13 protein-coding genes are annotated in these 14,408 nt (G+C 58.5%); 4 read left to right on the top strand and 9 right to left on the bottom strand.

Features of this window, described 5'->3' with window-relative positions:
- The first annotated feature begins 393 nt into the window (after positions 1 to 393).
- From EUU25_RS13120 to EUU25_RS13135, 4 genes are read left to right on the top strand one after another with little or no spacing between them, the layout of a single operon-like run.
- Positions 394 to 1,986 carry an NAD(P)/FAD-dependent oxidoreductase gene (locus tag EUU25_RS13120; protein ID WP_425505184.1) on the top strand — a complete coding sequence of 531 codons (1,593 nt, stop codon included), beginning with the start codon at positions 394 to 396 and terminating at the stop codon, positions 1,984 to 1,986.
- Positions 1,987 to 1,991: 5 nt separating this feature from the next.
- On the top strand, positions 1,992 to 2,402 hold the full coding sequence (locus EUU25_RS13125; protein WP_158901655.1) for a GtrA family protein: 411 nt from the start codon (positions 1,992 to 1,994) through the stop codon (positions 2,400 to 2,402).
- Positions 2,399 to 3,781 (top strand): sulfatase-like hydrolase/transferase, encoded by a 1,383-nt coding sequence (locus EUU25_RS13130; protein WP_158901657.1) that lies wholly within the window; start codon positions 2,399 to 2,401, stop codon positions 3,779 to 3,781. Before EUU25_RS13125 ends, EUU25_RS13130 begins: the two co-directional genes overlap by 4 nt.
- 20 nt (positions 3,782 to 3,801) lie before the next feature.
- Complete coding sequence (locus tag EUU25_RS13135) at positions 3,802 to 5,577, top strand: hypothetical protein (protein WP_158901659.1); 1,776 nt, start codon at positions 3,802 to 3,804, stop codon at positions 5,575 to 5,577.
- Positions 5,578 to 5,588: 11 nt separating this feature from the next.
- Here the strand turns inward: EUU25_RS13135 and EUU25_RS13140 are convergent, their stop codons facing one another.
- The 9 genes from EUU25_RS13140 to recQ form a co-directional block, all read right to left on the bottom strand.
- The gene (locus EUU25_RS13140; protein ID WP_158901661.1) at positions 5,589 to 6,350 is read right to left on the bottom strand and encodes an SDR family oxidoreductase; all 762 of its coding nucleotides are present in this window, start codon (positions 6,348 to 6,350) and stop codon (positions 5,589 to 5,591) included.
- Positions 6,347 to 6,715, bottom strand: a complete 369-nt coding sequence (locus EUU25_RS13145) for a dihydroneopterin aldolase (protein ID WP_158901663.1) — start codon at positions 6,713 to 6,715, stop codon at positions 6,347 to 6,349. The genes EUU25_RS13140 and EUU25_RS13145 overlap by 4 nt, the downstream gene beginning before the upstream one ends.
- Before the next feature lie 8 nt (positions 6,716 to 6,723).
- Positions 6,724 to 7,602, bottom strand: a complete 879-nt coding sequence (locus EUU25_RS13150) for a class I SAM-dependent methyltransferase (protein WP_158901665.1) — start codon at positions 7,600 to 7,602, stop codon at positions 6,724 to 6,726.
- Positions 7,603 to 7,633: 31 nt separating this feature from the next.
- Positions 7,634 to 9,040 (bottom strand): threonine synthase, encoded by a 1,407-nt coding sequence (gene thrC, locus EUU25_RS13155; protein WP_158901667.1) that lies wholly within the window; start codon positions 9,038 to 9,040, stop codon positions 7,634 to 7,636.
- 41 nt (positions 9,041 to 9,081) lie between these two features.
- Positions 9,082 to 10,668 (bottom strand): GMC family oxidoreductase, encoded by a 1,587-nt coding sequence (locus EUU25_RS13160; protein WP_158901669.1) that lies wholly within the window; start codon positions 10,666 to 10,668, stop codon positions 9,082 to 9,084.
- A gap of 64 nt (positions 10,669 to 10,732) precedes the next feature.
- Positions 10,733 to 11,635, bottom strand: coding sequence for a sterol desaturase family protein (locus tag EUU25_RS13165; RefSeq protein ID WP_158901671.1), 903 nt, complete (start codon positions 11,633 to 11,635; stop codon positions 10,733 to 10,735).
- Positions 11,632 to 12,042: a hypothetical protein gene (locus EUU25_RS13170; RefSeq protein ID WP_158901673.1), complete on the bottom strand. Its 411-nt coding sequence runs from the start codon at positions 12,040 to 12,042 to the stop codon at positions 11,632 to 11,634. The genes EUU25_RS13165 and EUU25_RS13170 overlap by 4 nt, the downstream gene beginning before the upstream one ends.
- Positions 12,039 to 12,470, bottom strand: a complete 432-nt coding sequence (locus tag EUU25_RS13175; protein WP_158901675.1) for a protein tyrosine phosphatase family protein — start codon at positions 12,468 to 12,470, stop codon at positions 12,039 to 12,041. Before EUU25_RS13175 ends, EUU25_RS13170 begins: the two co-directional genes overlap by 4 nt.
- Positions 12,471 to 12,516: 46 nt before the next feature.
- Positions 12,517 to 14,295, bottom strand: coding sequence for a DNA helicase RecQ (gene recQ / locus EUU25_RS13180; protein WP_158903418.1), 1,779 nt, complete (start codon positions 14,293 to 14,295; stop codon positions 12,517 to 12,519).
- Between the last annotated feature and the right edge of the window lie 113 nt (positions 14,296 to 14,408).

The raw sequence follows: 14,408 nt of genomic DNA on the forward strand, positions 1-14,408 counted from the left end.
ACTTTCAATGGTCGTCGCGCCCCAAAGCGCGTGCCCTTCAAACAGGACCGCACGGGCGCAACAGCAGGTGTTCGGGAGCGGCTTATGCCGACCCGTTGGAAACAACCCTGCGTGATATGGGAAGCCTCTAAGCTTTACGTATCTTGTTCGATTGGCGGAGCCGGATCGTCCGAGCCCTCACGCTGCCAATACTGCGGCGGTTTCGTCCGCTCGCCTCATACGCTTGGCGGCCCTATGCTCCCCGGCGGCGCCAAAAGCAAGATAATATTAGCTGGTCGCAATATTCGGTAACGCAATCTGCCGCGTTTTGGCGATTCTGTAACCCCTCGTTAACCATCTATTAGGGCATTTCGTTCACAGATTTCCCCGATACATATCTACGGGGGATTACAAGTGATTGCTCAGGGCCAGAACTCAGTTGACGTGGCGATTATTGGAGCGGGGCCTGCTGGCCTGACTGCGGCCTATCTCCTGACCAAAAAGGGATATAGCGTCACCGTTATCGAGAAGGACGAGCGTTATGTCGGCGGCATCAGCCGGACCGTTGAGGTCGACGGCTATCGCTTTGATATTGGCGGACACCGGTTCTTTTCAAAGTCGAAAGAGGTCGTCGATCTGTGGAATGAAATCCTGCCGAACGACTTTATCCAGCGCCCGCGCATGAGCCGCATCTATTATGAAGGCAAATTCTACAGCTATCCCTTGCGTGCGTTTGAAGCCCTGTTCAACCTGGGCATCGTTCGTTCGACCCAGTGCATGATCAGCTATGCCAAGGCCAAGCTCTATCCCAACACAAATGTGCGCAGCTTTCAGGATTGGACGATAAACCAGTTTGGTGAAAAGCTGTTTTCGATCTTTTTCAAAACCTACACGGAAAAAGTGTGGGGAATGCCCTGCAATGAAATGTCTGCCGACTGGGCCGCACAGCGCATCAAGGGCCTCAGCCTGGGCGCCGCGGTGGTCGATGGCCTCAAACGGTCTTTCGGCCTGAATAAAAAGCCGAATGACGGCATGGAAACCAAGACCTTGCTGGAAACCTTCCGCTATCCGCGTCTGGGACCCGGCATGATGTGGGACGCGGCGCGCGACTTTGTGGTGTCGAAAGGCAACACGGTATTGATGGGCCACCGCTTCAAACAACTGGCACAGGACAGCAACGGCGATTGGCGCTTGTCGGCAACCCGGACCGATGGAACCGAAGCACTGATTTGTGCCAAGCATGTCATCAGCAGCGCGCCGATGCGCGAGCTGTCGGCCCGTATCCATCCGCTTCCACAATGCTCCATGCCCGCCATGAACTTGCGCTATCGCGATTTTCTGACCGTCGCATTGATGATCAAGTCGGACGATCTGTTCCCTGACAACTGGATCTATATCCATGACAGCAAGGTGCAGGTTGGCCGCGTGCAGAATTTCCGCAGCTGGTCGCCCGAGATGGTTCCCGATCCGTCGATTGCGTGCGTTGGTCTTGAATATTTCTGCTTTGAAAATGATGGCCTTTGGTCGTCGAGCGATGCGGACCTGATCGAGCTGGCCAAAAAGGAAATGGCGATCCTCGGGCTCTGCAAGGCCGAGGATGTTGTGGGCGGTGCCGTTGTCCGTCAGGAAAAAGCCTATCCGGTATATGACGATGATTATGCCGCCAATGTCGAAGTCATGCGTGCGGAACTCGAAACGCTATACCCGACCCTGCACATGGTAGGCCGCAACGGGATGCACCGGTATAACAACCAGGATCATGCGATGATGACGGCCATGCTGACGGTCGAAAATATCGTCGCGGGATCGCGCGTCTACAATATCTGGAACGTCAACGAAGACGCCGAATATCACGAAGCTGGCGACGAAGGTGCCCAGCAGGTCATTGTTGCGAAAGTTACCGAGGATCAAGCCGCTGCGCTCGAGTCCGAACGGGAAGTTCCACGCCGTATCGTCAAGGATAAGGACGGTGATGGTCAAGGTCGCAAGATCGGCCAGGCCGCTTAAACGCCATGGATCGTGCTATCGCCTCGGCACTGGTGCTTTGGCACCGGTTTACGATCACGCGCTATCTCGCCGCCAGCATCATTGCGCTGCTGTTTGACGTTGCGCTGTTCTCCGGCCTTGTGGCCGTGGCGGTCGACCCGACGATTGCATCGGCGGCGGGCTATTGCGTGGGCATCATCATCCATTGGATGGTGAGCGCCAATATTGTCTTTACGGGTAAGACCCGCGACGGTTCGGCGCTTCATGTGCAACGGGCGCTGTTTGCGGGGTCTGCGTTGGTGGGCCTGGGGATCACTGTCACGACGGTCGAACTGCTCGGTCGCCTGGGTATCGAACCAATTGCTTCGAAAGCGGTGGCGATCGGCATCAGTTTTGTCGCTGTCTATGCCATGCGTAAATGGGGAGTATTCCGGTGACCGCGCTGACAGCCGACATGGAAAAACCTGCCCTCTGGCAGGTTGACGACGAAGTCCGGAAATTCGGAAACTGGGTTCTTGTTTGGGTCGTGCTGGCCAATATCGGCTTTGCCGCCATGTGGTTTTCCGGCGCGCCCCCGCGGCATATGGAAATAGTCTATGCCGGGCTAATCGGGCTTGTGGTCAAGCGTATGCCCTTTGCGATCCGTTATCTCGCCTTTGTGGGCATACTTACATTTTCGACCCTGAAATTTGTCGGTGGATTGTTCAACCTCGACATGTCGTCGCTTTTTTATTCGCTGCAGTTTTTTGCCGAGATAAAGCCTTCAAACTCGTTCGATTATATTGCGGGGGCGGTGACAATCATCGGCGTCATGATTGCGGCGTACAAGCTTTTGCGCCGCGATACTGATTTTGCGCGTCCGTTGCTGATCATTGCAGCCGCGGTCGCCTTTATCTCGCTTGCTGCTGTCGACCTGTGGATGGGGAAAGATATGCGCGGACATTATTTCCGCGCTGCGCCAGAGGGTGCGGTCTTTGGTTCTGCAACCGGTGACAGCGGTTTTGCCGCGCGCGCCGATGGTAAACGCCATCTGGTTTTGATCGTGGTGGAGGCCATGGGCGTTCCCAAAGACAATCCCGAAATGGCAAAGCTGCTGTTTGCTCCGCTGGTGGATAATGCAGCGATTCAGGCCCGTTACGATTTCAAGCGTGGAACCGCGCCTTATTATAACAGCACCACCGCCGGCGAAATCCGCGAACTATGTGGGCGGTGGGGCGATTATTATGATCTTCTCGACCGGAAGGATTCGGGATGCCTGCCCAATGTTCTGGCGAAGAAGGGCTATGACACGCTGGCCATGCACAGCTTCACCGGCTCCTTCTTCAAGCGGGAGCAATGGTATCCTAATATCGGCTTTGCCAAGCGCGAATTCGGCAAAGATATGATGAAGGCCGGCGCCGAAAAATGCGGCGGCGTATTTCCGGGCGCTTGTGACCGGCAGATACCGCAGCAAATTGCGGCAAAGCTGAAAGCTGCGCAAAAGCCGACATTTCTATACTGGCTGACGTTGAATTCGCATTTGCCGGTGCCGTCGGGGCTTAATCTGAACGTCGACAATTGCGAACGCGTGTCCCCGTTGCTGAAGGCTGAGTTTCCGCAGATTTGCCGCCAGTTTGCCATCTATCACGACATCCAGACCGCTTTGGCGGATGAGATTTCGGCCTCTGATTTTCCCGATGCGGACATCCTGCTGGTTGGTGACCACATGCCGCCCTATTTTGACCGGCATCACCGGACCCAGTTCGATCCCGGCCAGGTGCCATGGCTCTATCTCCGCCGTAAAGATGAGGCAGACAAAAGCGCTGCGTCGCGTTAAACCGGCGGCGGGGGTATCCGATGAATTTTGGGGCGCAATCTGGTCGCGAGACAATGCCGGTTCGGCTGCTGGCGCTATTATGGCTTTTGGTAAGCGCCGCTTTGATCTGGTCGAGCTGGCCACAGATCGGCACTTTGGCGGGATGGGACCCGGATGATGCCCTGCGGCTTGTGCAGTTGCGCGATTTCCTGAACGGTCAAAGCTGGTTTGATACCACCCAATACCGCATGAACCGTCCCGACGGTGCACCCATGCACTGGTCGCGGCTGGTCGAAGTACCGCTGGCGTTACTCATCCTGATTCTTCGTCCGCTGACGGGGCAGATGTGGGCAGAGATTCTTGCCGGGATTGCGGTTCCCTTACTGCTGCTCGGCTGGATCAGCTACATGCTTGCAGGGATCGCAACGAAAATCGCGTCGCGCGAAGCGGGCGTGGCGGCGGCGCTGATCACGCTGTCGTCGGGTGCCTTGCTCTTGCAGCTTCGGCCCATGCGCATCGACCATCATGGCTGGCAGATTGCCATGGCCGTTCTTGCCCTCTCGACCCTATTCCGGACCGACGTGCGAAGGGCGGGCATAGTGCTGGGTCTCGCTCTGGCGGTGTGGTTGCATATCTCGCTGGAAGGCGCGCCAATGACGGCGGCCTTTTTCCTGTTTCTCGGCATCGGCTGGGTGCGGGGATCCGCCGTGCAGGGGCGGCTTTTCTGGACAATTACCAGCTTTGCCGTCTGCACCGTGCTGCTCTTCTTCGGAACACAGGCGCAGGGTCTTTACGCCGCCACTTATTGCGACACGATCTCGCCGCCTCATATGTTTGGCATAGCCAGTGCCGCGCTCGTCATGGTCCCTGCGACTTATGTACATCCGGACCGTTGGGAAATACGGCTTGGCGCGGCGGCTTTGGCCGGGGGTCTGGCGCTTGCCCTGTTGCTGGCGATGGCGCCCCAATGTGTCGGCGGTGCCTTCGGTGGAATGGACCCGCTGGTCCGCACCTATTGGTATAGCAACGTCACCGAAGGCTTGCCCATCTGGCACCAGCCATGGCGTGTCGCGCTGAACCTGTCGGCCGGTCTGGTGGCCGGCGCAATCAGCTGGTTCCTTTTGAGCGCCCGTTTACGGGGTGACGCCCGGCGTCAGCTTTTGACCATCGGCTTTTTCGTCTTCTTCGGCGTGCTGCTGTCCTTGCTAGTTGTCCGCACCATTTCGGTCGCAACCGCATTCGCCATTCCAGTGACTGCGAGCTTCATCGCCGTGCTCTTCCGCGCCTATCGCCAAGCTAAAATTCCAGCCCGCAGAATCGGTCTGATCGCTGCGATCCTTATCCTTCTGGTTCCGGGAGCTGCAATATCCTCGCTGGTCAAGGCCTTGCCGGACGGCGGGAATGTGAGCACGGCCAAGGCCAAAACCAAGGCTGCTGATGTGCTGTGCCAGTCGGCGCTCTCCATCCGGTCGCTTGGCTCGCTTCCCAAAGGGAATTTCCTTTCGACCTTCGACATGGGCCCGACCATATTGGCGCAAACACCGCATAGCGTCCTTGCCAGCAGCCATCATCGTAACGAGCAGGCGATGCACGACCATATCCAGATATTCCGGTCATCGCCCGATGCTGCCCATCAATTGCTGAAGGCCCGCGGCATCAATTATCTTGCCCTATGCCCAGCAGAAACCGAACTGGCCATTTATGCCCGCAAGGATCCGGGTGGATTATGGGCGCAGATGGCCAAGGGCAAGATTCCGGCTTGGCTCGAGCCGCTGGGATCGCGGGGCGAGGGTATCAAGGTCTGGCGTGTGCGCTAACCTTGCGCCTTTCAAAGGTGCATGAAATCGCGATCAAAGCTTTTCAAATGGCCCCCCCCATCGACAAAAATAGTCTGCCCCGTGACATCAGTCGCCCGCGCGAGATACAGCACGGTTTCGGCCACCGCAGTAGGCGATGGCAAGGCTCCCAAAGGCATCATCTGGGCAAGGCGATCCTCTAGCACCGCATCATAATCATCCGTTGAAATGACAAGACCGGGGGCAACGCCGTTCACCCGTGCTGCAGATCCGAAAGATGCGGCCATCGACCGGACCGACGCCGCCAGCGCCTGTTTGGACAATGTGTAGCTGACCTGGTCGCCATGCGGATTGGTGATGCGCTGGTCGAGAATGTGGATAATAGCGGGTCGCGGGCCGCCAACTGCCGCCTGCGCAACTTCCTTTGCCAAAAGCAGCGGCGTGAACAGGTTCAGCCGGAAATGCGCTTCCAGCGTATCGACATCCATGCCGTGCCAGTCATCCTGCCCGAACATGGCAGCGTTATTGACCAGCAAATCAACAGGTCGACCGAAATGTGCGGTCACTTCGCTGACCAGCTTCCCTGCATTTTCAGGGTTTCCAAGGTCGCATGTGAACGCATGCCATTCACTGTTCTGCTCGGCTATTATCTGGAGCAGGTCCGCATCGGGTGCCTTGTCGACATGGCTGACAAGTGCAAGGGCATAGCCCGCCTTCGCCAATGTTTTGGCAATTTCCGCGCCCAAGCGGCGCTTGCCGCCCGTGACTAATGCGAGCGGCGCCTGTGTTGTCACTTGCGGCTCCGTGCCATTGTAATGCCGATGGCTTCACCGTCTTCGGCAATCGCCAGCTTCACTATCTTGACGCTGATATGGCTGATCCGCGCATCATCATCGAACAGTTTTTCGATGATGTGATCGGCAACCGCTTCGATCAAGGTGAAATGGACGCCCTCGGGAAGGTGCGTCGCCGCCTCCTTCAACGTCATATAGTTTTTCGATGCGTCGAGCGGAGTATCGGGTGTGTAGCGATCGGCAATATCGAGCGTCGCGCTGATCGAGATTTTCAGCGGCTGCGGCAGATGCGTTTCCTGACTGTAAATGCCCGTCAGGACATTGACGACAAGATCATGCACTTCAAGTATGAGGGAGTCGGCCATAATGCTCCTTATTGCGACCAGCGCGCGAATATTGCAGTGGGCAGCAACAGGCCGCGTGCCTGCTCCCGGACGGCGAGTTCTCCGAACTCCACCTTGCCGCCCAAATCCGCGAAATGGGAATTCAACAAACCGCCTAGTGCGAGTGCCGACATGCGTACCGCGTAGACTGTCAGGAACAGGAATCGCGAATCTCGGTCGAGCAATTTGCGGCAATTGGCGATCAGACCCGGCAAATCTTCCTCAAGCCGCCAGACTTCTCCTTCGGGTCCGCGTCCATATTTGGGCGGGTCCAGCAATATGCCATCATAGCGCTTTTCCCGTCGGACCTCGCGCGCCACGAATTTTGCCGCGTCATCGACAATCCAGCGGATCGGACGATCGCTCATACCCGACATTTCCGCATTGGCGCGGGCCTGCGCGACGGACTTCTTCGATGCATCGACATGCACCATTTGGGCACCTGCGGCGGATAATGCCAAGGTTCCGACACCGGTATAGCCAAACAGGTTCATCGCCACCGGATCCGCAACGCCCGCAATCTCGCCCCGCATCCAGCGCCACACAGGGTCCATATCGGGGAAGAACCCAAGGTGCCGAAAGGGCGTGCATTGCGCGTTGAAGGTGACTTCGTCATTCCAGACGAGCGGCCAGCCGTCCATGGGAACCGGACGGTTATTGTACCACCGCCCGCCGCCATCTTCGTCGGAACCGGGTACAAATTCGGCGTCCGCATCCCATTCCTCCATCGCCGGGGCCCACATGGCTTGTGGTTCGGGACGGATGAAACGGCGGTCGCCGTAGCTTTCATATTTCCGGCCATTACCGCTGTCGATCAGGGTATAATCCGGACGCGGTTCGCTGATCAGGGTGACGAAATGAGGCTCCATGACAGGCGCTATTGTGTGTTCAGGCCAAAGGTCATCGCACAGCCTTGGCAAGGACATAGTCCCGCACCGCGTCATAATCGCCCGGCAAAATGTCAAACCGCTCTTCGCGTTCAAACAGATTGGCAAGGCGCTGGGGAAGGGCAGGGCGAACACCCGTGGCCCGTTCCACTGCGTTGCGGAACTTTGCCGGATGCGCGGTGGCCAGGGTCACTACCGGAATGTGCGGGGCGATCATCTCGGCCCGCGCGGCGTGCAGCGCGATACCAGTGTGCGGATCGAGCACTTCCCCGCAATGTTCATAGGCCCAGCGCATTGCCAGCGCCATATCATCCGCATCAGCCCGTGCGCTGATGAAAATATCGCCCTCGGACCGCATTTCGGGACCGATCTGCATTTGGCCGCTGGCTTCAAACGCCTTCATCCGCGCCAATGTAGCCGCGCCATTGCGCCCTTCGAGATCGAACAGCAGGCGTTCGAAATTGCTCGACACCTGAATGTCCATGGAAGGAGCTGCGGTCGGCGTGACGCCCGAAACCGAATAATCGCCATTGGCCAAGGCGCGGTGCAATATGTCATTTACATTGGTGGCAACGATCAGCCGTTCGATCGGCAAACCCATTTGCGCGGCGACATAGCCTGCAAAAACGTCCCCGAAATTTCCGGTTGGAACCGAGAAGGCAATTGTCCGGTCTGGCGAACCGAGGCGTAAGGCGGCGGCGAAATAATAGACCACTTGCGCCATCAACCGGGCCCAGTTGATTGAGTTAACCGCCGATAACGTCAGTGGCCCATTGACGTCGCGGTCACCAAACATGCGTTTCACCATGGCCTGTGCATCGTCAAAGCTGCCTTCAATGGCGATATTATGCACATTGGGGGCAAGGATGGTCGTCATCTGTCGGCGCTGCACATCCGATACCCTGTCGTGCGGGTGCAGCATGAAAATCTCAATCTGGTCGCGTCCGGCCACGGCATCAATGGCCGCGGAGCCGGTATCGCCCGACGTCGCCCCGACAATCGTCAGCTTCTTGTCGGTTCCCGACAGGAATCGCTCGAACAATTGGCCCAGCAACTGCAGCGCGACATCCTTGAACGCCAATGTGGGGCCGTGAAAAAGTTCGAGGAGGAAATGCTGGCTATCAAGCTGTTTCAGGGGGACAATCGCGCTGTGCGCGAAACTGCCATAGGCGGCTTTGCACAGACCCTGCAGCTCATCTTCGCTCAGAACGCCTTGAGTGAACGGGGCCATGACACGCGCGGCAAGCGCCACATAGTCCAGCCCGCGCATGGCCTTAATCTGCTCCGGCGTGAAACGGGGCCAGTGCGTTGGCACATAGAGCCCGCCGTCGCCCGCAAGGCCGGTGAGAGTGACGCCTGCGAAATCCAGGATATCCGCATTTCCGCGTGTGCTGAAATATTCTGTGCTGTTGTTGCCCATAGCGCGCCCGCCGTTAGCGGTGCGGGCGGCTTTCCGCAAGATTATTGCAAATCGGCACGGATAAATTCGGCGGCACGCTCTCCGATCATGATACTGGGCGCATTGGTATTGCCCGAAACCAGACGCGGCATGATGCTGGCGTCGGCAACATAGAGGCCATCGAGTCCCCGATATTTCAGCCGTGGATCGACCACGGCATCGGCATCAGGCCCCATGCGGCAGGTGCCGACAGGGTGGTAAACGGTGTCGGCGCGGCTACGGATCAGGGCATCCAGTTCGGCATCATTGTCGATGTTGACGGGGTGCCTGTCCTTGCCGCCATAGGCAGCAAGTGCCGGCGCGCTGAATATGCGGTGCATCTCGCGGACACCACGGCGCAAGGTTGCCATATCGCGCTCGTCCGTCAGAAACGCAGGATCGATTAACGGCGCCTTGCGCGCATCGGGCGAGGCAAGGCGCACCGTCCCGCGGCTTTCGGGGCGAAGGACACAGGCGTGGCAGCTAAAGCCGTGGCCTTTGACCTTGGTGCGCCCATGGTCTTCGAGCATTGCGGGTACAAAATGATACTGGATGTCGGGAGCAGGCGCTTCGGGCGTGGAGCGCCAGAAGCCACCGGCTTCGGCGAAACAGGTGGTCAGGATGCCGGTCCGCTTGCGCCGGTGTTCGAAAAAGGCTTTCGCCATGCGGACGGTGCCGCTCAGTGAGTCGCCGAAGAAATCCTCTTTCGACGTGGTTTCGAAACTGGAGACATAATCGATATGGTCCTGCAAATCCGCACCGACCGCAGCTTTGTCGTGGACAACGTCAATGCCTAGGCTTTGCAGATGCGCCGCAGGGCCGATGCCCGAAAGCTGCAATATCTGTGGACTGCCAAAGGCGCCCGCCGAAAGGACCACTGCGCCGCGCGCACGGACCGTGCGCTTGCGGCCCCAGCCTTGCGCGATGACGACGCCGGTGGCGCGACCATTTTCGACTAAGATCTTTTCAGTAAGGGCGCCGGTGATGATTTCCATCCGGTCTCGCGCCGGTTCCACATATGCGCGGGCTGCCGTCCAGCGCTCGCCGTCTTTCTGCGTCACCTGATACAGGCCGAAGCCGTCCTGGCTTGCGCCGTTAAAGTCGGAGTTGCGGGGCAACTGCAATTCTGCTGCCGCCTCTACAAAGGCAAGGCTGCCTGCCTGTGGCCAGTGCTGGTCCATAACGGAGAGAGGTCCGCCTGCGCCATGGTAGGGGTTGGCGCCACGGGCATTGTCTTCGCACCGTTTAAAGACGGGCAGAACATCATCATAGGACCAACCGTCACAGCCGAGCTCGGCCCAATTGTCATAGTCCCATTTATGTCCGCGAATATAGACCATCGCGTTGATGGCGCTGGACCCGCCAAGGCCCCGGCCACGCGGTTGGTAACCGGTGCGTCCGTTAAGCCCCTTTTGCGGGACAGTTTCATATTTCCAGTTAGACGCGCCGCGAATGAAGGGCATGAATCCGGGCGTTTTGACCAGCATATTATTATTGGTCCCGCCGGCTTCGATCAGGCAGACGGAATAGCGGCCGCCCTCGGACAGACGTCCGGCCACCGCGCTGCCAGCCGAGCCACCGCCAACCACGATGATGTCAAATTCGTCCATGCCATCTCCTCTTCGGGAGTGGGTTTAATCGGACGATTAACTGCTGGCAAGAGTGTAAATAAGGCTATTCTGCAGGCTGCTGCGTTTGCCGGTCCAGCCAGCGTTGGCGGATCGTGTCCGACGTGTCGCGGCTGTTGTCGTGGCTCCAGCCCGGTGGCCGCCACGCATAGGATAACTTATGTTTCCACGGTGCGGACCAGATGTCGCGTGCAATGCCAACCCATTCATGGAATACCGACCACAGCAGGTTGAATGTGCCGAGCTGCTTGACGATGCCATAGCGGATTTTCTCGCCTTCGACCTCTTCGGTGAAGGTGCCGAGCATCCGGTCCCAGATGATGAACACCCCGGCATAGTTGCGATCCAGGTAGCGCGGATTGGTGGCGTGGTGGACGCGGTGATGGCTCGGCGTGTTCATGATGAATTCGAACCAGCACGGAAATTTGTAGATGGCCTCGGTGTGAATCCAGAATTGGTAGATCAGGTTGATCGCGCCGACAAACAGGATCATCGCCGGATGGAATCCGATAAAGACCAGGGGTAGGCGAAAAAGAAATGTGAAGGCGAAAAAGCCGGTCCAGGTCTGCCGCAGCGCGGTCGACAGATTATAATGCTGGCTGCTGTGATGGTTGACATGTGCCGCCCAAAACCAGCGGACGCGATGCGCGGACCGGTGAAAAACATAATAGAAAAAGTCATCCAGAACGAAGCAGGCAATCCATGCCCACCAGGTCCAGGGAATGGTCGTGATGCGAAAGCCATAGCCCCACATAGCAATGGCGAACATCGTTCCGCCAAAGAGCGCGCCGGCAACCGTGCTTCCGGTGCCCAGCGCCAGCGATGTCAGCGTATCGCGCGGTTCATATTTCTCAGGCGCATTCCGGCGAACCCACAGCATTTCCAGAATGACGAGCAGGATGAAGAAGGGAACGGCATAGTCGACAGGGCTGAACAGTTTTTCGGTCATGTGCGTAAATGCCTGAGGCCCGAGGCCCAATATTGCGCTTCTTTACCAAGGTTGAGCGTGACCCGGCCAAATGTCCGTTCGCCGGTGCCGACGGTCAGGAAATTCTGGTCCAGCCGTGTCTCGCTATGGTTGTCGAGCAAGCGGCCCGCAAAATGTGCACCATGGCGGCGGACCAGCAAATGGCGGCCTTGGGCATCGCGCATCAATGCGCCGATTCCTGCCTTGTCGATGGCGATATCGACCGGATCAAATCCGCAGATGATTTCATCGGCGATGGCGCGGGCCTGCTCTTCGCTGCGGATACGGACATCGCCGCCGAGCCCCAATTTCCGCGCGAACCAGGCCAGAAACAGGATGGCTGCGACTGACCCTGCCAACTTCAATATCTCGACGACTGCCGGTGTCATGAAGCGCGACCGCGGACCATATCCATCATCGCCGTCACGGGCGACAGATCATATCCTGCATCCGCCGCCTGTTCGCTCAAGACGGCGGGATGGTCGCCGCGGGACGCCCGGGCGAGGGCCCATAGCAAAGTTGAACGCGTGCCGGACCGGCAATAAGCAAGCACCTTGCCTTCGGCCTTTTCCAGCGCATCCGCCATGGCGGTGACCTGCCATTCGGCAAAACCTGCATGTGTCACCGGGATCGCTACATAGGCAAGCCCTGCCGCATTGGCAGCGGCTTCGACGTCGGCACCGGGTGTCTGGTCGGCAGACTCATCCTCCGGCCGGTTGTTGATGATAAGGGTAACGCCCAAAGCCGCCGCTTCGCTGACGTCGGCGACGCCAATTTGCGGGGCTACATAGATTATATCGGTCAATTTTCTGAACATGGTTCGATCCATATTTTAATCGCGCATTTAGCACAAGCGGCCTGCATCATGCGATCGCCGCGAACTCGCGCACCACATCCAGAAACGCGTCGCCATAGGCATCCAGCTTGCGTGCGCCGACTCCGTTGACCAGCGCCATGTCCGACCGGTTGCGCGGTTTCAGCATCGCCATATCGCGCAACGTGCTATCGTGGAATATGACATAGGGCGGCACACCCGCCTCTTCAGCCAGTTCCCGCCGCTTTGCGCGCAGCGCGTCGAACAGCGGATCGCCGAGCGGGTTGCCGCCACCGCGTTCACGCCGCTTACGTCCGGTTGGCACAAGCGCAATCTCGACCTTTTTTTCGCCGCGCATGATCTGGCGTGCATCACCCGCCAGCTTGAGCCCGCCATGTTCATTGGCAACAAGGCTACCCCGCGCCTGCAACGCCCGCGCCAACGGCTTGAGCGACGTTGCTTCCTGGTCATCGACGATGCCGAACACAGACAATTGGTCATGCGCGAATTTCAGAACCCGCTCATCACTTTTGCCGGTCAGCACCTTTTCCAAATGGCCGACGCCAAACAATTGCCCTGTACGAAAGACAGCAGATAGCAGCTTTTGCGCCAGCTCCGTCGCGTCTTTGACAGCGGGAGCCTCCAGACAATTGTCACAATTGCCGCAGGTCTCCGGCGGATCTTCGCCAAAATGCCGCAGCAAGATCGCGCGTCGGCAGCCATGGGTTTCGACGAGGCGCGACAGGGCATCGATACGCACCCGCTCCGCATCGCGCCGCTCTTCGGGTAGCTCTGCCAGGCGTTCGCGCGCGCGCGTAAAATCGCCTGCAGACCACAGCATATGCGCAACCGCCGGGTCGCCATCACGCCCGGCACGTCCGCTTTCCTGATAATAGGATTCGATCGATTTCGGCAGCCCTGCATGAACGACAAAGCGGACGTCGGGCTTGTCGATGCCCATGCCGAACGCAACCGTGGCGACCATGATCATATCTTCGGACGCGACGAAATCGGCCTGCGCTTTTGCCCGCACGCGCGGCTCCATTCCTGCATGGTAGAAGCGCGCGGTTCGTCCGGTCGCTGCGATCTGCGCTGCAATCTTTTCTGTCCGGTCCCGCGTTTGCGCATAGACAATGCCCGCACCATTCAGGGAGCGCACAAGCGACGCGACCCCGCCCTTGCCCCCGCCGTTCATGGCATAGCGGATATTGGGCCGGTCAAAGCCGGAGACGATGATCCCGTCGGGCGCAATGCCAAGCTGTTCGGCAATGTCTTCACGCGTATGGGCATCGGCTGTCGCGGTCAGGGCGAGGCGGGGAACATTCGGAAAATCATCCATCAACGGCCGCAAGAGCCGGTAGTCGGGACGGAAATCATGCCCCCATTCGGACACGCAATGCGCTTCATCAATCGCGAAAAGCGCGATTTTGCTTTCACGGAGCAGCCCCCGGAATTCGAAGCTGTTCGCCCGTTCCGGCGCGACATATAAAAGGTCGAGCCGCCCGTGCCGGAAGCGGTCCATCGTTTCGGCGCGATTATCGTCCGCCGAAGTCAGCGTCGCTGCCCTTATACCAACCGCATCGGCCGCCCGCATCTGGTCATGCATAAGGGCGATGAGCGGGGAAATAACGATGGTTGTGCCGTCCATGATCACCGCCGGCAATTGATAGCAGAGCGACTTGCCTGCACCCGTCGGCATCACGGCCAGACTGTTCCGACCGTCAAGCACGCGGGCGACGACGTCTTCCTGAACCCCGCGAAAGGCGGGAAAGCCGAACACTCGGTGCAATATATCGGCAGCTTTGATCGGTGCAGGGGCGGTGGCCATCGCGCTAGGCTCTAACCCCGATATCTCGCCCAGGATAGACCGTGCTTCGACCATAGGCGACTCCGCTGTGGATAGTTGGGTCGCGGTAGAAGAAATAATGGGCGAACTGCTTT

This window comes from Sphingorhabdus lacus (assembly GCF_009768975.1).
Classification (GTDB): domain Bacteria; phylum Pseudomonadota; class Alphaproteobacteria; order Sphingomonadales; family Sphingomonadaceae; genus Sphingorhabdus_B; species Sphingorhabdus_B lacus.